Genomic DNA, 16,838 nt, shown 5'->3' on the forward strand with positions numbered 1-16,838 from the left:
ACACCAATTAATCACTTAAAAATTTACGATTATGAAATTTCAAGAAAATTTGCTTCAATATATAAGCCAGTCCTTACTTAAAACAGGAGAAACAATTGCTGTAGCAGAAAGTGTAACATCAGGCTTATTACAGCTTGCATTTTCACAAATGCCAAACGCTTCTCTATTCTATAACGGTGGTATCACCGCCTACACTTTACCACAGAAAGTTATATTTCTGGATGTGGATCAGAAAGAAGCTGAAGAATGTGATTGCGTATCTGAGAATATTGCCAAAACCATGGCTCTGAGTGTCGCAAGATTATTTGATACAGACTGGTCCATTGCAACTACAGGTTATTGTACACCGGTGAGAAGTTCATCCTATAAAATATTTTCATATTTCGCATTTTCATACAAAGGAGAAATTGTTCTGAGTAAAAAGCTTGAACTTCATCCTAAGACTCAGGCATTGGATGCACAGTTATATTATACCGAATTTATTCTAGGATGCTTTAAAAGTGAGCTTAACCAGGTTTTAATATTAAAATAAACTTATGGAACGTAAAAATCAATATGCACTCATTACAGGGGCTACAAGTGGAATAGGCTATGAGCTTGCCAAAATTTTTGCCAAAAACGGATATGACCTGGTTATTGTTTCCAGAAATCATGATCAGCTCAAAATTAAAGCAGAAGAATTTAAAAGCTACGGAGTGAATGTGATCCCTATCTCCAAAAATCTTTTCCTGCAGGATGAAGCTTATTCTTTGTACTCTGAACTCAAAGCCAACGCCATTAGTCCGGAAATTTTGGTTAATGATGCAGGCCAGGGAGTTTATGGTAAATTTCAGGATACTGATATACACAGGGAAATAGATATCATCAACCTCAATATCACATCGGTGGTGATCCTGACTAAACTATTTTTAAAGGATCGCATATCCAAAGGAAGTGGAAAAATACTAAACCTGGCGTCCATTGCAAGCAAATCTCCCGGGCCCTGGCATTCCGTTTACCACGGTACTAAGGCATTTATATTATCATGGTCTGAAGCTATCCGTGAAGAACTGAAGGATACCGGAATTACTGTAACAGCCCTTTTACCGGGACCGACAGATACGGATTTCTTTAACAAAGCAGATATGACCAGGAGCAAGATCATGGAAGATAAAGAAAATTTTTCCTCTCCGGCAGATGTTGCCATGGATGGATTCAATGCTCTGATGAAAGGAGATGATAAGATCATTTCAGGGACAAGAAATAAGTTAAATGTTGCGATGCTTAATGTATCGACGGACAGCATGGCTGCTCAGAGAATGGGTGCCATGCAGGAGCCGGTTTCAGAAAAACACTAAAGATCATGGGAGAATTAAGATTAAACAACAAGTCGGTTCTTATCACAGGAGCTGACAGTGGCATTGGAAAAGCGGTTGCCTTGTTGTTTGCAAGGCAGGGAGCTAATATAGCCATCATTTACCATGCTGATGATGAGGATGCAGAAAAAACACAGAATGACATTATGATGATCGGCAGAAAATCAATCCTTTTTAGGGGAGATATCAATGACTATGAATTTTGTGAAAAGACGGCAGCGAAGGTTGCTGAAGAATTCGGAGGCATAGACATCCTCGTGAATAACGCAGGAGTTCAGTTTCCTGCAGAGGATATCGAACAATTGGAGGAAGAAAATATCAGAAAAACATTTGATTCCAACATTATCGGAATGATCCTGCTTACAAAAGTAGTTTTCCCTTATCTGAAAGAAGGGGGAAGTGTTATTAATACAACCTCTGCGGTGGCTTATCAGGGACACGAAGAACTGGTAGACTATTCTGCTACAAAAGGGGCAATTGTATCTTTTACCCGTTCCCTGGCATTACAGTCGAAATCCAAAGGAATCAGGATCAATGCTGTTGCACCGGGACCTGTAGCAACACCTCTTACCAAGGAAACTTTTGGTGAAGAAGAGGAGGATCCCAGCAAACCTCCGTTTGAGAGAAATGCAACTCCCGAAGAGGTTGCCTACAGTTTTTTATTCCTTGCCAGTACAGAATCTGCGCAGATTACGGGGCAGGTTTTACATCCTAACGGAGGACTTATTGTGAATGGATAAATGATATGAATGGAGTTATTATGCAATTTTTCCATTGGTATTATGAAGGAAACCTTTGGAAAGAGTTTTTAGAAAAAGCAGATGATCTAAAAGAACTGGGGATAACTGCCGTATGGTTTCCTCCTGCTACAAAAGGCGGGCTGGGTAAAGAGGGAAGAGGCTACGATGTATATGATCTATATGATTTAGGGGAATTTGATCAGAAGGGGACAGTAGCCACACGATATGGAACAAAAGAAGAATACCTTACCGCAATTCAAAAAGCGCATGATATTGGAATGTCGGTGTATGCGGATATCGTTCTTAACCACAGGATAGGAGGGGATGAAAAAGAAGATATCATCGTACATGAAGTAAACGGAGAAAACAGAAATGAAATGGTAGGAGATTCTTTTTCAGCATCGGCTTTCACGAAATTTACTTTTCCCGGGAGAAATGGAAAATACTCGGATTTCATATGGGATTTTCACTGTTTTAGTGGTATAGATACTATTGTTAAGGACAACAATGAAAAGCAGGGAGTTTTTAAAATCCACAATACGTCGGGGCAAGAATGGAATGACTCTGTCAGTCATCAGTTTGGAAATTACGATTATCTGATGGGTGCTGATGTTGAATACCGGAATCCGGAGGTTGTTACAGAAATGAAAAGATGGATTAAATGGTATGTGGATACGACTAAAGTAGACGGACTTCGTCTTGATGCGTTAAAACATATTTCCTATGATTTTTTAAAAGAATGGATTATCTACATAAAAACGGAGCTTAAGCCTGATATTTTTATTATGGGGGAATTGTGGAAAGATGAGGTAGTAAAAATCAACGACTTTTCTGAATTCATGGAAGACCTTTTATGCTATTTTGATGTTCCGTTGCATTACCATTTTTATAATGCCTCCAATGAAGAGGAGAAATATGATCTGAGAAATATTCTGGATGGCACTCTTTTAAGTCAGAATCCCAGATGCTCAGTTTCATTTGTGGAAAATCATGATACCCAAAAACTTCAGGCGTTGGAATCTGTCGTTAAAGATTGGTTTAAACCGATTGCCTATACATTGATCCTTATGAACGAAAATGCTTATCCATGTATTTTCTATCCGGACCTATACGGTGCTGAATATACTGACTTGTCAGAGGGCAAAGAAATTAAAGTTTCTATGCCTAAAGTTCATCTTTTGCCACTGCTTTTAAAAGCCCGGCAGGAATTTGCCCATGGTGAGCAGATCAACTATTTTGATGATCCGAACTGCATTGCATGGATGAGAAAAGGCGATGAAAAACACAAAGGATGTATCATCATCATTTCTAACAACGGTGAGGGGGCCAAAGAAATTGATCTGGGGAAAGAAAATGCTAATTCCGAATATTCCGATTTTCTTCAACAGAGAAAAGATAAAACAAAATCAGATGAGAACGGAAGGGCCGTTTTTAAAGTAAATGCCCGCTCTGTAAGCATCTGGATTCAAAAATAATATAAACCACCAAATACTTGTATTATGAAAACAACAGCAACGATCCTTTTAGGTATTTTTTGTCTCTTTTCTGCGGTTTCATGCAGATGCAATCTCGAAGAAGATGAGCCAAAGGCAAAATATAAAAGTCCGGATGTCGAAAATGACACCATCACTCTTAAAAAGTAGGGTGCATTAATAGTAATTTGGAATAACAACTTAAAACATCTATTATGTTTAGAGACGGCGTACGAAAAAGTATATGGCAGGAAGAAATCAGAAAATTCCCATCTAAAATCCATACAGACCCATTGTATGATGTAGCCATAGTAGGTGGCGGTATTACTGGTATTTCAACAGCAATGCGCCTGCAAAAGGCCGGCAAAAAGTGCATTATCCTGGAAGCCTCCAATATTGGCTTTGGAACAACGGGAGGCACCACTGCTCACCTGAATAATTTCTTTGATACCACCTATGCTGAAGCTATTAAAGATTTTGGATTAGATAATGCCATACTCTTAAAAAATGTAGGAATAGAAGCACTTCATATTATTAAAAACAATATCCATGAGTTTGATATTGATTGCGATTTCGAGATGAAAACCGGCTATCTTTTTGCTCTGGATGAAAAGCAGGAGAAGAAACTCGCTGATATTATAGAAGGCTCTTCAAAAGTAGGACATCGTATTGATTCTATTAACGATATTCCATTTCCCATCCCGTTTAAAGCAGCGGCAATTATTCCTGATCAGGCGCAATTTCATCCGGTTAAATATATAAAAAAACTTACCGAAGCTTTTATCGCCGCCGGTGGTGCGTTTATCGAAAAGTGCCTTTGTGAAAGCCATGAGGAGTTTGACGATATGGTGAGATTGCATACATCGAAAGGCATAATCAATGCCACACATGTAATTTATGCCACTCACATTCCTCCAGGGATTAACCAGCTTCATTTTATGAATGCACCTTATAGAAGTTATGCCATTGCATTTACCTTAAAAGGTGATTCATACCCGAAAGATCTTGGTTATGATCTGGTAGATCCGTATCATTATTACAGGATTCAGGAAATCGATGGGAAAAACCTTCTAATTGCAGGAGGGGAAGACCATAAAACAGGACATTCTGATGATACAGGAGTATGTTTTTCGAGGCTTGAAAATTATGTGCGTCAGTATTTTGACGTGGGGACAGCTCAATACAGTTGGTCCAGTCAGTATTACGAGCCGGTAGATGGCTTACCCTATATCGGAGTATTGCCGGGAAGTAAAGGTCGTATTTATACAGCAACGGGATTTCGGGGAAATGGGATGATCTTCGGAACGATTACCTCACAGATCTTAAGTGATTTAATTGTAAAAGGATCTAATAAATATGAGCAGCTTTTTTCTCCCGGAAGGATCAAACCGATCGCTGGATTTTCAACTTTTGTACAGGAGCAGGCAACTGTAGTGTTTGATTTTATTAAAGACAAATTACTCACTGAAAAAATAACTTCACTTTCGGAGATTAAAGACGGTGAAGCCAAGGTGATCCGATACGAAGGAGAGTCTTATGCGCTGTACAAAGAGAAAGGAGGGAGTTTACATATGGTAAAGAGTACCTGTCCGCATGCAAAATGTGAAGTAAGATGGAATAGTGCAGAGATCACTTGGGACTGCCCGTGTCACGGATCCCGTTTTAATGTTAATGGTAAGCTTCTTACGGGTCCTGCCGTGAAGGATTTGCAAAGAATAGAATCTTAATTTTAAAACTTACGGTCATGTCAAAAAATAATTTCTTTTACCGGAATAGTCTGAGTATTGTTTTAATTTCTTTAATGCTCATTTGTCTTTTGGGGCAGTTTTTAACTGGCTGGAATACTCAGAATAAAGAATTACTGGAGGAAGGAAATGCTACTCTCAGCCTGAGCGAATATGTATACAGCGGTCATTTCATTCAGGCGACTTTTGAAAACTGGGAAAGTGAATTCCTCCAGATGATGATCTATGTTTTACTGACGATTTCCCTTAGACAAAAGGGCTCCAGTGAATCCAAATCCCTGGAAGAAAAAGAAGATGTAGACAAGGAGCCTGTCCCACATCCAAAAGCACCCTGGCCTGTGAAGAAAGGAGGCATTTGGCTAAAAATGTATAAGCATTCTCTATCCATAGCCTTTGCCATTTTATTTCTCTTAAGCTTTGCACTGCATTTTTACGGTAGTCTCAAAGAGTACAATACGGAGCAGATCTCCAAGGAAAAACCTGTAATTACAGCATTTGATTATATAACGGAATCCCGTTTCTGGTTTGAATCATTTCAGAATTGGCAAAGCGAATTTCTAGCTGTTTTTTCTCTTGTTATTCTATCCATCTGGCTTAGGGAGAAAGGGTCACCAGAATCTAAACCCGTTGACATGGCTCATGACGAAAATCCCTGATTAATGTTAATGCAGCAAGGAAAGTAGAAATGTTTCATCCTTTGAACATCATTCCTTCCAACGGAAATGGGCTCAAATTTTAGAAGAACTAAAGTAAGTTGAATGAAAAGTTTTTAAGTAAGCATTTTAACAATCAATAATCATCAAAGCTTTCCTAAACGGGAGAGCTTCGTTGATGTTGACCGGACAATATTTCCCCGATAACCTTAATACTTTGCTCCAGCTGTTCCTCTGAAAGAGAACCGTAACTGAGTCTGAATCCATTAATATGTTGATCAAAACCATAATGCTTGGGATGAATTATTTTAATTTTATGATCTAATAACAAACCAGTTACTATATCCCAGTTCAATTCTGCTTTAGGTGCAATCCAGAAAGCAAGTCCTCCATCTGGTAAATTAAAATCCGCACAACCCGCCATATGTTGTTTTAAAAGCCGGTATACAAAATCTCTCTTATTCCTGTAATGAATTGTAGCTCTTTTAATATGCTTTCGTACCGCTCCTTCCTTGATCAGCTCCAAAACAGCCTGTTCCATAATCACATCGCCTTGTACATCAATGATCTTCCTCAATTCTCCGATCTTTTCAAGCAATAAAGTGTCCTTGGTTGCTAAATAACCAATTCTTAAAGCCGGAGCAACAACTTTACTCATAGTCCCGATATATACATAATTGTCTAGCTCTGCAAAACTTGAAAGGGGAAGGATGGGCCGGTAACCAAAATGAAATTCATTATCGTAATCATCTTCAATTATCGTAATGCCATATTCATTGGAAAGCTCTACTAATTTTATCCTTCTAGCGAGACTTAAAGTAACGGTTGTAGGATACTGTCTGTGAGGCGTTAAATATATCGATTTTATCTTTTTGTTCTTTTTCAGAATTTGAATAAGATCTTCCACTATTATACCTTCTTGATCTACGGATACGGGCAAAAGTTGGGCTCCTGTATGCTCAATTGCTTTCCAGGCAGGTTTATATCCTGGATTTTCGACCACTACATAATCTCCGGGATTTAGGAGACTTTTTGCAGTAAGAAACATGGCCATCTGGCTTCCCCGGGTTATGGAAATCTCATATTCAGTGGTATCCATTCCTCTTTGGTGATTAAGCATCCGGGAAATTGCTCTCCGGAATTCAATGTCGCCGTGGACATCTGTATATCCCATCATCTGCCATCTGGCTTTCCTGTCGAATATCTGACGGTAAGCTCTGGCCAATTCAGTAATAGGAGCTATTTTACTGTCTGGATGCCCGTCATCAAAATCAATGATAAAAGGATCTGCATAAGGGATATGATCATTTATACGGGCTTTGGTATCAACGGGATAAATTTCAAATGAAGAAGGTAATCTGTCAGAAACAAAAATACCTTTACGCTCTTTAGAGATTGCCCAGTCCTCATTAATTAAAACCTGGTAAGCCTCAACGACTGTATTTCTGTTCACTTCAAGCATTGAGGCCAGAATACGACTGCCCGGAAGTACATCTCCGGCTCTTAATCTTCCGGAACGGATATCTGCTATGATGGTATCAGCAATCTGAAGATATACTGCTTTTGAGCTTTTTTTATCGATTTTAAATTCTAATTTCCAAGGACGCAACATCTGGACTACCTGTTTTTATAAAAACTGAATCAGTTAACTGGTCCAAATATAAAATAATTTTGTCATGCAATAATGCAAAAAACATTAAATATTTTACATCATGGACAATGAAAAATTCAGTTCAAAAGATTTTCATAAAACTTTTGCAAGACCAGAATTCCAAAAACCCAGTCATCTCATTCATAAAAATGTAGAAAGAGCTGGTGAGCATAATCAGTTTTCAACAGAAAGAAAACATCCTGTTTTCTTTGTGGATCTGCCCAGTAAAAATGTAAGCATGACTATTGGAGGATTATTACCCGGGCAGCAAACCAACAGGCACCGTCATACTTATGAAACCGTTCTGTATGTTATAGAGGGAAAAGGGTGGACGGAAATAGAAGGCGAAAAAGTGGAATGGCAGGCCGGAGATGCTGTATATATTCCATCGTGGGGATGGCACAAGCATCAAAACCTCAGTGATACCGAACCTGCAAAATACATTGCCTGTGAAAATGCTCCGCAATTACAAAACCTGGGAGTAGCATTGAGAGAGGAAGAAGGAAGAGATTTGTAAAATCAAATTACCATTTAAAAAGAAGAAATACATGAAAAATGTTCCATTTAAAGGGATCATTGCCTATCCTATAACCCCATTTGATACAAATGAAAAAGTAGATCTTCCTCTTTTCAAAAAGTTAGTCGAAAGACTTGTTGTTTCTGGAAGTAACGGTATTGCACCTTTGGGAAGTACCGGTGTATTGCCGTATTTATCAGATGAAGAAAAAGAGGCTGTAACGGAAGCAACACTAAAGCAGGTAAAGGGAAGGATCCCGACACTGGTGGGTGTTTCTAATTTAACCACTGAAAAAACAACGTATCATGCACAATTTGCTGAAAAGGCGGGAGCTGATGCTGTAATGATCATTCCAATGAGTTACTGGAAATTAACAGATGACGAAATCGTTGCTCATTATGATAAAGTAGCCGGTAAAATATCAATACCCATTATGGCGTATAATAATCCGGCAACCGGTGGAGTAGATATGTCCCCGGCCTTACTGAAAAGGTTGTTGGAAATTCCCAATGTTACTATGATTAAAGAAAGCACAGGTGATATCCAAAGAATGCATTACCTGCGAAAAGAGCTTGGAGAGGATGTCGCTTTTTATAACGGATCAAACCCGTTGGCGCTTGCTGCATTTGCGGCTGGTGCAAGAGGATGGTGTACTGCAGCTCCTAATTTAATTCCTGAACTGAATATAGATTTGTACAAGGCCATTGAAAATAACGAATTACAGGAGGCTCAGGATATTTTTTATAAACAGGTTGAATTACTCAGGTTTATTGTTTCCAAAGGACTTCCGAGAGCGATTAAAGCTGGTTTAAATATCCTGGGTGAAGATGGAGGCTGCTTAAGAAGTCCTCTAAAACCCCTGCAGGAAAATGAAATAAAAGAGTTAAAAAATATTATTAATAACCTTAAAAATTAATCAAATGAAAAAATCCGTTTTTTATCATGCGGGATGTCCTGTATGTGTCAGTGCAGAGCATGATATCATTAACCTGATCGGTCAAGACAATATAGAAGTTGTACATCTTGGAGAGGAAAGGGACAGAATTGATGCTGCAGAAAAAGCTGGTGTAAAGTCTGTACCTGCTTTAATTACTCCTAACGGGAATGTACTTCATATTAATTTCGGAGCATCGCTGGAAGATGTGAAAAGATAAAATGAAAACAGGTCAAAACCTGTATTAATAGAGAAGGAAAATACTAAAAAAGCAGACCGATTTCTCGGTCTGCTTTTTTATGATCAAATGCTGGCGTTGCCTTCCACACCATCAGCATTATTGGTCTTGATTCCTGTAACGGCAGAAGCAACAAAGCTTAACAAACTTACCAGTTTTCCAGCCTTAGTGTCCCAATAATAGGTTTCTTTCGGTTCCACTCGGATAATGGTCACATTAGGATCATCTTTACCATCGAACCAGGCCTTTGCCATTGCGGACCATTTTTCCTCAATTGTAGCTTTATCCTTGTATACAGATGCTTCACCGTATACGGAAAGATACTGGGAATCATCATTATTCATAAAGAATAGTTGGACTCTTCGATCTTCTTTGATCTCAAAATTTTTATTGCTGGTTTCACTGCTTATAAACCATAAATTCCCGCTGTCATCCGTTTCCTGTAAAGTCATAGGACGGGAATTAACAGGAACAGTTTCCAATTCTGTACAAAACATACAAATTCTTGCTTTCGTCGAAAGTTCCTGAATCTTTTTGATTGCCTCCAAATGGACAAGATCTTTTGTTGACATAATATTATATTTTAAGTGATTGGTTATGAAAATTGAATAAAATGATAATTCATTTCAGGTATTACACTTCAAAAATCTAACCATAAATGCCAATACGAAATATTTAGTCTATTAAAAACTAGTATTTGTGGTATATTTTTCCCCCTTCTTCTAAAATAAATTTTCCTCTGGTCTTGGATAATACAAAGAAAACAAAAGGACTCTTGATAAGCAGAAATAATATTTTGTTACTTTTATACATTCAATAAACAGTTAAAACGATCTGAAATACAACAAACCTGATGGAGAACTATGCAGTCATTTTAGTAATTATGGCCCTGATGATCGGGGTGTCCGGTTTAGCGGGTAAATTTAAGGTTCCCGTCCCCATGCTGCTTTTAATTGCCGGGGTGATGATCGGGTTTGTTCCTGCTATGCCAGAGGTTGAGATCAATCCGGAGATCATTATGTTGCTTTTCTTACCTCCTTTATTGTATGATGCAGCATTTAATATCTCATTTCAGCAGTTTAAAACCAATCTCAATACAATAGGTACCCTGGCTATAGGACTTGTTTTTATGACTACTGCAGGTATTGCTGTGCTGGCTTATTATCTAATTCCCGGAATGACGTGGCCATTGGCTTTTGTCTTAGGCGCTATTCTATCTGCAACCGATGCTGTGGCAGCTTTAGGCGTAACAAAAGGATTAGGTCTCTCCCATAAAACAATGACTATACTTGAAGGAGAAAGTTTGATCAATGATGCCTCTGCGTTGGTAGCATATCGTTTTGCCGTAGCTGCCGTAACAGGAGTAGCTTTTGTAACCTGGAAAGCGTCCATTGAATTTTTATGTGTACTGGGAGGAGGATTTCTTATTGGCTGGATTATTTTTATAGCATTAAGATTCGCTATTGCCTTCTTCCGTAAAGATGCCATGGTTGTAAACAGCCTGATCCTTTTAATGCCGTTTGTAACTTATCTTATTGCTGAACATTTCAAAGTTTCCGGGGTAATTGCTGTTGTTATGTTAGGTTTGGGAATGTCTAAACTGAGCAGGATTAAATTTCCTGATCATGTAAAGGAACAATCCCGTAATTTTTGGGATATCATTATTTTTCTACTCAATGGATTGATCTTTTTATTGATTGGACTGGAATTCCCTGTTATTTTGAAGAAAATGCCTCAAATCCAGGTATGGACCTATGCGGGTTATGCTGCTATTATTGTGATTGTAACCTTACTGATCAGAATGGCCAGGGTATATCTGCAGCAATTTAACCTTCAAAAGGCATTTCAGGGTAAAAGAAAAATCAGCGAAGAAGCTTTGTTCGACTCCAAAACGAGCTTTATTCTTAGCTGGTCGGGAATGCGCGGAATTGTTTCTTTAGCCATTGCATTAGGTCTTCCAACAACGATTAATGGAGGAGAACCGTTTCCGATGCGTAATGAAATTATCTTTTTATCTGTCGTTGTGGTTTTGATCTCCTTATTAGGACAAGGTTTAACGTTACCATGGATCGTTAAAAAGTTTAAATTATAAATGGTATAAGCATATTCAAATAAAGGCTTTAATTGCTTGTTTTCATCATTCAAACTCTTGCAGCAGACTATGTAAATTGGATACCCCGTTTCCGGGATGGCATATTTTATTAGTTATTTTTACCTAATTTTGGATCATGCAGGTTTCTCCTTCCAGTCAATTATCCGGTTTTATCAAACATTACATCTTTTTAAAAAACACTGAAAAAGATCATAAAGACCTGCGTTTATTTGCTGACGGGAATACAGGGCTTATCCTATCACCCGATATGAATATGTCCGATAGTTCAAAGCAAAGCCTGCCCTCATCTTTTTTTTATGGTCAGCCAACTGTCTACAAAGATCTTTATACAAAAGGGGAGTTTTCTTTATTGGCAGTCGTTTTCCAGCCCTATTTTTTCAATCTTCTTTTTGGTGTGCCTGCTAAAGAAACTAAAAATGAAATCATTTCTGCAACTGATATTTTAAAAAATCAGCTCCTACCATTCCAGGAAAGTCTTTATAAAAAAGATGATCCGCAATCGATAATCAATGCTTTGGATCTCTTCTTCTTAAAATTGATTTCCAAAAAAAATATGTCTGAGCTTTGGCTGATAAAAGCCCAGCAATATCTTTTACAAAATAAAGGAACGGTATCATTAAAAAAGCTCGAACGCTTTACGGGATATTCCGAAAGGCATATCAAAAGGACATTTGAAAACCATATTGGGATATCTCCTAAGAGGTACAATACCATCATACGGCTTCATCACTTTTTGAGTCTTATGAAGAATACCACTGAAAACACCACCATGACAAGTCTTTCTTATGAAGCAGGGTATACTGATCAGTCACATCTGATCAAAGATTTTAAAAACATCATTGGCCTGACTCCCGGACAATATCTTACAACGAAGAATAAATTAGCCGTTAATTTTATAGAGCTTCATTGAACCCAATTTAAAGCACAATAAATAAAAAACAGTAACAATTCATTTTCTACTCGCTGGATATAATGAACGTGTTTTTTTTAACTATTAATTTTATTTTAAGATAAAAACGCCACAGAGAAATGGCGGATTTTTACAATTCCGGAATACTTCAAGCTTATAGCTTTGCTGAAAAAAAATATGACCAATCTAAAAATTTCAAGCGCGCAATTCGAAAACAAAAGTGGAGATAAAGAATACAATCTTTCAGTCATAGAAAAGCTAAGCGAGGAAGCTGCTCATAAAGGTTCACACGTTATTGCCTTTCACGAATGTTCAATCACAGGATATACATTTGCCCGAAAACTAAACAGGGAACAAATGCTCGATATTGCCGAATTCATTCCGAAAGGCAAAAGTATACAGAAACTAAAGGAAATCGCAGGGAAATTTAACATTACCATATTAGCCGGTCTTTTTGAAAAAGATGAGCATGATAACCTGTTCAAGGCCTACGTTTGTGTCGATAAGAACGGATTGATAGCGAAATACAGGAAACTGCATCCTTTCATCAATCCCCATCTTAGTCCGGGACAGGAATACTGTATTTTTAATATTCATGGATGGAAATGCGGAATTTTGATCTGCTATGATAATAATATTATTGAAAACGTAAGGGCTACCAGACTTTTAGGAGCAGATATTATTTTTATGCCTCATGTTACCATGTGTACACCCTCCTCAAGACCGGGAGCCGGTTTTGTAGATGCTCAACTTTGGAAAAACCGGGAAGCCGACCCCACTTCATTACGCCTTGAGTTTGATGGAATGAAAGGACGCGACTGGCTTATGAAATGGCTGCCCGCACGAGCTTATGACAATGGTATCTACGTTATTTTCTCCAATCCCATAGGAATGGATGATGACCAGCTGAAAAATGGCTGCTCCATGATCATTGATCCTTTTGGAGATGTTCTGGCAGAATGCCGCTCATTTGAAGATAGCTTTACAACCGCTTTGATTACTTCTGAAAAACTCTTCCAGTCAGGAGGACACCGGTATATTAAAGCGAGACGGCCCGATCTGTACCGGGATATCATTGGACGCGAGCATCAGCCTGATCAGAAAGTAATCTGGTTACATCCTGAAAATGACTAAAATCTACGGATTTGCACAGTTGTATTATTGCCGGAATATGCGGGACTCACTGAATAAGAATTATGATTTCCTTAAATATTGCTGATCAATGGATAAAATTAGCAAAGGAATAGTAAATTTGTCATACAAATCCATTTTATGAAAGAAAATCCCGGACAAGATTCAGTAGAGCCATTAATTGATTATTTTAACCAACGCATTCCTTTAAATGCTGAGGAACGCCTACTTGTAACTGAACTTTTCAAGCCCAGATTATACAGGAAAAAGCAATATGTTCTTCAGGCAGGAGATCATTGTACTCACTTTAATTTTGTGGTCCGGGGATGTCTCAGGATGTATAAGGTAGATGAAAAAGGCCATACTCATATTATCCAATTTGCTGCAGAAAACTGGTGGATCAATGATATTGGAAGTTTTCATAAGAAACAGCCTTCAGAACTTAATATTGATGCCTTGGAGGATACCATGCTTTTGCAGATCACCCGGGAGGATTTAGTTACTTTGTATACAAATGCTCCTAAATTTGACAGAATCTTCAGGGTTTTGCTGGAAAACAGTTTTATTACATTACAAAACAGATTGTTGCAAAGCATAAGTTCTACGGCAGAAGAACGATATCTTTTCTTTATGCACACGTATTCCCATTTATCTAATCGACTGTCACAAACACAGATTGCATCTTTTTTAGGGATTACACCTGAATTTCTCAGCAGACTCAGAAACAGACTGGTAAAATCAAAATCTTAAACCAGATCAATCGTATTTCTTGATGCAGTTCATTGGAAACAGAACATTTTTCGATGGATATTTGTCTTATCAATTTAAAAAGAAATCATCATGACAACATCATCAAAAGTAGCCGTAATCGGCTTGGGAAATATCGGTCAGGCAGTAGCAGGAAATCTTTCAAAGTCCAATACCTCATTTATTGCTGCAGATCGTAATTTAGAAAAAGCAAAGGAACTTTCTGAAAAATGGAATGCTGAACCAAGTGATATTCCAGGTGCTGTAAAAAATGCAGATATTCTAGTCCTTGCTATTCCTTTTGGGACCATCAGTGGATTTATGAAAGACTATTCCGCAGATCTGGAGGGTAAAATCATCGTTGATCCGTCCAATCCGATTGCTCCCGCAGAAAGTGGAGGATTCAAGAAGGTTATCGGAGAAAATGAATCAGCAGGAGAAATCAATGCATCTTATCTTCCTCATGGTGCAAAATTAGTTAAAGCACTGGGAACCTTAGGTGCCGAAACGTTGTCCAACGCAGCATATCAATCTCCTGAAAAAGCAGTCTTATTCTATGCTACAGACGATACCAGTATCGATCCTCAGGTAGAAAAGCTAATTCATGATACCGGCTATGACGCATTAAGAGTAGGAGGGATCGATCAATCGATCAGGATAGAAGTATTTGGCGACCTTCATGAATTCGGTGCTTTGGGAAAACTGGTTACCTTATCTGAGGCAAAGCAGAAAGTATAAAAATTTTAAAATATTAAATCGAAAAGATCTTTTTGGACCTTTTCGATTTTTTTTAATCCGGTTTCAAGGTCTTCTCCAAGTCACTCCACGCTCCACCATTATAAACTTTTAGAAATCCCCTTTCTTTTAAAATACTTTCAGCTTTTACACTTCTGAGCCCATGCGAGCATACGGTGATATACGTTTTATTGGGATCTAATTCGATATACCTTTCCCTTATTGTTCCTAAAGAAATATTGACGGAACCATTAATATGGCCGGTTTCATATTCTTTCTCCGTCCGTACATCCAGGATAACGGCTCCGTTTTTAATAAGTTGGGGCAAACCATTGTCCAGAGTCTGGTATCTGTAGACCCGGTAGATGACATAAATCCCAAGCAAAATTCCCCAGAAAATAAGAAGGTTTTTCATAGCTTGCTTAGTATTTTTTTATCAATATAAAAGGTTCCGAAAGGAATAAAGCAAGCTATTAAGACTTTCCATGTTGTCTCTTTAAATTTCCAGTGCTGTTCAACCCCTACACTCAGGGTATTAAAAAGAAAAAGCAGAAACAGAGAACCGTGAACCGGTCCCATGATTTTTACTAGAGAAGGATTTTCCATTCCATACTTCATAGGAACAGCAATGCACACGAGGGTTAATAACGAGATCCCTTCAAGAATAGCAAGGATCCGCAGGCGTCCGATTTTGGTTTTAAGTAAATCTGTCATAATTATCTGAAATAAGGTCTGTTTGCAAGAGGGGAGAAAGGCCACGGGATCGCGATAAGAATGATAAGCAATCCGACGCCAAACCATAAGAGTATAGTCCTAAACTTATCCTTGTCGGTTTCTTTACGTTTTGCCAGGGCAGAGCCAATCGTAATCATAACAATAGAAATCAGCATTAGGGAAATGTGGATCAGTCCAAAAAATAACAGGTCACCGGTATCTTTAGCTACCTTGAAATTTTTCCAGAAGTAGGAGACAATAGGGCTTTTGGAGTATAGTATAATTCCCAGAAAAAGCTGGATATGGGCAATCGTTGCTGTCCAGTGTCTCACGGAATCATCAGTTTTAGAGAATTTGCTGTTTGAACGGTATCCTTTATAAGCTCTGAATATTGAATATATAAGGCTTATTAAAACCAACCACCGGAAGATGGAATGCAGAAAAGTAAGCGTCTGGTACATGTGTAGTTTTTAATACGCAGACAAAGATATAATAAAAACATACTAATTAGTATGTTTTTAAGTAAAAAAATTATTGAAAGCCTTGTAAATAAACCTTAAGTTGCTTTAAATAAACAAGATAAACTGATTTATTGTTTTCTAATTTTCCTAAATTACGGATTCCCCAATAGCCCGACATTACAAAGACTGCAATTCCTTTAGCATCTGCTTTTTCACTAACCATTCCATTTTCTTTGCCTTTATCAATTGCCTGGATCATTGCTTCCTCCCATTGGCCCGACAAACTGTTCAGTGCTTTTGTGAATTCTATATTCCATGGAGCCATTTCTTGTGTGAAATTCGAAGCAGGGCAACCGTATTGTACTTTTAAAAATTCATTATCCATCAGAAGGGAATACATTAATTGATATACAGCATCCAATGGATCATCCGTATTTTTAAAGGGAGCAATAAAAGTGTCCTGAAAGGTAGTTTTCATCAATTCATTGATGATGGCCAACCCCATTTCATCTTTTGTTTTGAAATGATAATAAAAAGCTCCCTTTGTAACCTGGGTGGTTGCTATGATCTCGTCTACGCTTGTTGTCTGATATCCATTGGAATAAATCAGTTCAAATGCTTTCTGGAGAATGTTTAGTCGGGTGGCTTCAGATTTTTTCATTAGATACTAACCGGTATTTTTCTACAAATAAACAATATTTTTTCATCATTACAAATTCGGA

The 16,838-nt window shown here is 38.0% G+C and carries 21 protein-coding genes; 15 read left to right on the forward strand and 6 right to left on the reverse strand.

What is annotated here, in order from left to right; genetic code table 11:
* Positions 1–31: 31 nt before the first annotated feature.
* From PFY10_03060 to PFY10_03090, 7 genes are read left to right on the forward strand one after another with little or no spacing between them, the layout of a single operon-like run.
* A complete protein-coding gene (locus tag PFY10_03060) occupies positions 32–532 on the forward strand; it encodes a nicotinamide-nucleotide amidohydrolase family protein (protein ID WBV57421.1) in 501 nt (166 codons plus the stop codon).
* 4 nt (positions 533–536) lie between these two features.
* The gene (locus PFY10_03065) at positions 537–1,337 is read left to right on the forward strand and encodes an SDR family oxidoreductase (GenBank protein WBV57422.1); all 801 of its coding nucleotides are present in this window, start codon (positions 537–539) and stop codon (positions 1,335–1,337) included.
* A gap of 5 nt (positions 1,338–1,342) precedes the next feature.
* Positions 1,343–2,095 carry an SDR family oxidoreductase gene (locus tag PFY10_03070; protein ID WBV57423.1) on the forward strand — a complete coding sequence of 251 codons (753 nt, stop codon included), beginning with the start codon at positions 1,343–1,345 and terminating at the stop codon, positions 2,093–2,095.
* Positions 2,096–2,100: 5 nt separating this feature from the next.
* Positions 2,101–3,570 (forward strand): alpha-amylase, encoded by a 1,470-nt coding sequence (locus PFY10_03075; GenBank protein ID WBV57424.1) that lies wholly within the window; start codon positions 2,101–2,103, stop codon positions 3,568–3,570.
* A gap of 24 nt (positions 3,571–3,594) precedes the next feature.
* Entirely contained in the window at positions 3,595–3,738 is a 144-nt protein-coding gene (locus PFY10_03080; GenBank protein WBV57425.1) for a hypothetical protein, read from the forward strand.
* Between the two features lie 44 nt (positions 3,739–3,782).
* Entirely contained in the window at positions 3,783–5,294 is a 1,512-nt protein-coding gene (locus PFY10_03085) for an FAD-dependent oxidoreductase (GenBank protein WBV57426.1), read from the forward strand.
* A gap of 17 nt (positions 5,295–5,311) precedes the next feature.
* On the forward strand, positions 5,312–5,968 hold the full coding sequence (locus PFY10_03090; GenBank protein ID WBV57427.1) for a hypothetical protein: 657 nt from the start codon (positions 5,312–5,314) through the stop codon (positions 5,966–5,968).
* A gap of 154 nt (positions 5,969–6,122) precedes the next feature.
* On the opposite strand, the gene PFY10_03095 is transcribed toward PFY10_03090, so the two are convergent.
* Complete coding sequence (locus tag PFY10_03095; protein WBV57428.1) at positions 6,123–7,577, reverse strand: PLP-dependent aminotransferase family protein; 1,455 nt, start codon at positions 7,575–7,577, stop codon at positions 6,123–6,125.
* Between the two features lie 100 nt (positions 7,578–7,677).
* On the opposite strand from PFY10_03095, the gene PFY10_03100 reads away from it, so the two are divergent.
* The 3 genes from PFY10_03100 to PFY10_03110 are packed head-to-tail and all read left to right on the forward strand — an operon-like array spanning position 7,678 to position 9,287.
* A complete protein-coding gene (locus PFY10_03100) occupies positions 7,678–8,133 on the forward strand; it encodes a cupin domain-containing protein (GenBank protein ID WBV57429.1) in 456 nt (151 codons plus the stop codon).
* Between the two features lie 31 nt (positions 8,134–8,164).
* Complete coding sequence (locus PFY10_03105; GenBank protein WBV57430.1) at positions 8,165–9,049, forward strand: dihydrodipicolinate synthase family protein; 885 nt, start codon at positions 8,165–8,167, stop codon at positions 9,047–9,049.
* 4 nt (positions 9,050–9,053) lie between these two features.
* A complete protein-coding gene (locus PFY10_03110) occupies positions 9,054–9,287 on the forward strand; it encodes a thioredoxin family protein (GenBank protein ID WBV57431.1) in 234 nt (77 codons plus the stop codon).
* Between the two features lie 83 nt (positions 9,288–9,370).
* On the opposite strand, the gene PFY10_03115 is transcribed toward PFY10_03110, so the two are convergent.
* The gene (locus PFY10_03115) at positions 9,371–9,877 is read right to left on the reverse strand and encodes a pyridoxamine 5'-phosphate oxidase family protein (GenBank protein WBV57432.1); all 507 of its coding nucleotides are present in this window, start codon (positions 9,875–9,877) and stop codon (positions 9,371–9,373) included.
* A 281-nt stretch (positions 9,878–10,158) separates the two neighbouring features.
* Here PFY10_03115 and PFY10_03120 point away from each other — a divergent pair, with 281 nt between their 5' ends.
* The 5 genes from PFY10_03120 to PFY10_03140 all read left to right on the forward strand — a co-directional run bounded on the left by PFY10_03120 (position 10,159) and on the right by PFY10_03140 (position 14,944).
* Positions 10,159–11,397 carry a Na+/H+ antiporter gene (locus tag PFY10_03120; protein WBV57433.1) on the forward strand — a complete coding sequence of 413 codons (1,239 nt, stop codon included), beginning with the start codon at positions 10,159–10,161 and terminating at the stop codon, positions 11,395–11,397.
* Between the two features lie 136 nt (positions 11,398–11,533).
* Positions 11,534–12,328 (forward strand): AraC family transcriptional regulator, encoded by a 795-nt coding sequence (locus PFY10_03125; protein WBV57434.1) that lies wholly within the window; start codon positions 11,534–11,536, stop codon positions 12,326–12,328.
* A gap of 177 nt (positions 12,329–12,505) precedes the next feature.
* Complete coding sequence (locus PFY10_03130; GenBank protein WBV57435.1) at positions 12,506–13,462, forward strand: nitrilase family protein; 957 nt, start codon at positions 12,506–12,508, stop codon at positions 13,460–13,462.
* A 138-nt stretch (positions 13,463–13,600) separates the two neighbouring features.
* A complete protein-coding gene (locus PFY10_03135) occupies positions 13,601–14,209 on the forward strand; it encodes a Crp/Fnr family transcriptional regulator (GenBank protein ID WBV57436.1) in 609 nt (202 codons plus the stop codon).
* A 90-nt stretch (positions 14,210–14,299) separates the two neighbouring features.
* Complete coding sequence (locus PFY10_03140; protein WBV57437.1) at positions 14,300–14,944, forward strand: NAD(P)-binding domain-containing protein; 645 nt, start codon at positions 14,300–14,302, stop codon at positions 14,942–14,944.
* 52 nt (positions 14,945–14,996) lie between these two features.
* Here PFY10_03140 and PFY10_03145 read toward each other — a convergent pair whose 3' ends face one another.
* The 4 genes from PFY10_03145 to PFY10_03160 form a co-directional block, all read right to left on the reverse strand.
* Positions 14,997–15,356: a rhodanese-like domain-containing protein gene (locus tag PFY10_03145; protein WBV57438.1), complete on the reverse strand. Its 360-nt coding sequence runs from the start codon at positions 15,354–15,356 to the stop codon at positions 14,997–14,999.
* On the reverse strand, positions 15,353–15,655 hold the full coding sequence (locus PFY10_03150) for a DUF3817 domain-containing protein (protein ID WBV57439.1): 303 nt from the start codon (positions 15,653–15,655) through the stop codon (positions 15,353–15,355). The genes PFY10_03145 and PFY10_03150 overlap by 4 nt, the downstream gene beginning before the upstream one ends.
* Before the next feature lie 2 nt (positions 15,656–15,657).
* The gene (locus tag PFY10_03155; GenBank protein WBV57440.1) at positions 15,658–16,116 is read right to left on the reverse strand and encodes a hypothetical protein; all 459 of its coding nucleotides are present in this window, start codon (positions 16,114–16,116) and stop codon (positions 15,658–15,660) included.
* A gap of 70 nt (positions 16,117–16,186) precedes the next feature.
* Positions 16,187–16,777: a TetR/AcrR family transcriptional regulator gene (locus PFY10_03160; GenBank protein ID WBV57441.1), complete on the reverse strand. Its 591-nt coding sequence runs from the start codon at positions 16,775–16,777 to the stop codon at positions 16,187–16,189.
* Positions 16,778–16,838: the final 61 nt, after the last annotated feature.

The organism is Chryseobacterium daecheongense (assembly GCA_027920525.1).
GTDB classification, from domain to species: Bacteria; Bacteroidota; Bacteroidia; order Flavobacteriales; family Weeksellaceae; genus Chryseobacterium; species Chryseobacterium proteolyticum.

Excerpts from the sequence above, each read along its gene's own strand:
- PFY10_03060 (WBV57421.1), top strand. The coding sequence starts at position 32 with ATGAAATTTCAAGAAAATTTGCTTCAATATATAAGCCAGTCCTTACTT.
- PFY10_03065 (WBV57422.1), top strand. The coding sequence starts at position 537 with ATGGAACGTAAAAATCAATATGCACTCATTACAGGGGCTACAAGTGGA.
- PFY10_03070 (WBV57423.1), top strand. The coding sequence starts at position 1,343 with ATGGGAGAATTAAGATTAAACAACAAGTCGGTTCTTATCACAGGAGCT.
- PFY10_03075 (WBV57424.1), top strand. The coding sequence starts at position 2,101 with ATGAATGGAGTTATTATGCAATTTTTCCATTGGTATTATGAAGGAAAC.
- PFY10_03080 (WBV57425.1), top strand. The coding sequence starts at position 3,595 with ATGAAAACAACAGCAACGATCCTTTTAGGTATTTTTTGTCTCTTTTCT.
- PFY10_03085 (WBV57426.1), top strand. The coding sequence starts at position 3,783 with ATGTTTAGAGACGGCGTACGAAAAAGTATATGGCAGGAAGAAATCAGA.
- PFY10_03090 (WBV57427.1), top strand. The coding sequence starts at position 5,312 with ATGTCAAAAAATAATTTCTTTTACCGGAATAGTCTGAGTATTGTTTTA.
- PFY10_03095 (WBV57428.1), bottom strand. The coding sequence starts at position 7,577 with ATGTTGCGTCCTTGGAAATTAGAATTTAAAATCGATAAAAAAAGCTCA.
- PFY10_03100 (WBV57429.1), top strand. The coding sequence starts at position 7,678 with ATGGACAATGAAAAATTCAGTTCAAAAGATTTTCATAAAACTTTTGCA.
- PFY10_03105 (WBV57430.1), top strand. The coding sequence starts at position 8,165 with ATGAAAAATGTTCCATTTAAAGGGATCATTGCCTATCCTATAACCCCA.
- PFY10_03110 (WBV57431.1), top strand. The coding sequence starts at position 9,054 with ATGAAAAAATCCGTTTTTTATCATGCGGGATGTCCTGTATGTGTCAGT.
- PFY10_03115 (WBV57432.1), bottom strand. The coding sequence starts at position 9,877 with ATGTCAACAAAAGATCTTGTCCATTTGGAGGCAATCAAAAAGATTCAG.
- PFY10_03120 (WBV57433.1), top strand. The coding sequence starts at position 10,159 with ATGGAGAACTATGCAGTCATTTTAGTAATTATGGCCCTGATGATCGGG.
- PFY10_03125 (WBV57434.1), top strand. The coding sequence starts at position 11,534 with ATGCAGGTTTCTCCTTCCAGTCAATTATCCGGTTTTATCAAACATTAC.
- PFY10_03130 (WBV57435.1), top strand. The coding sequence starts at position 12,506 with ATGACCAATCTAAAAATTTCAAGCGCGCAATTCGAAAACAAAAGTGGA.
- PFY10_03135 (WBV57436.1), top strand. The coding sequence starts at position 13,601 with ATGAAAGAAAATCCCGGACAAGATTCAGTAGAGCCATTAATTGATTAT.
- PFY10_03140 (WBV57437.1), top strand. The coding sequence starts at position 14,300 with ATGACAACATCATCAAAAGTAGCCGTAATCGGCTTGGGAAATATCGGT.
- PFY10_03145 (WBV57438.1), bottom strand. The coding sequence starts at position 15,356 with ATGAAAAACCTTCTTATTTTCTGGGGAATTTTGCTTGGGATTTATGTC.
- PFY10_03150 (WBV57439.1), bottom strand. The coding sequence starts at position 15,655 with ATGACAGATTTACTTAAAACCAAAATCGGACGCCTGCGGATCCTTGCT.
- PFY10_03155 (WBV57440.1), bottom strand. The coding sequence starts at position 16,116 with ATGTACCAGACGCTTACTTTTCTGCATTCCATCTTCCGGTGGTTGGTT.
- PFY10_03160 (WBV57441.1), bottom strand. The coding sequence starts at position 16,777 with ATGAAAAAATCTGAAGCCACCCGACTAAACATTCTCCAGAAAGCATTT.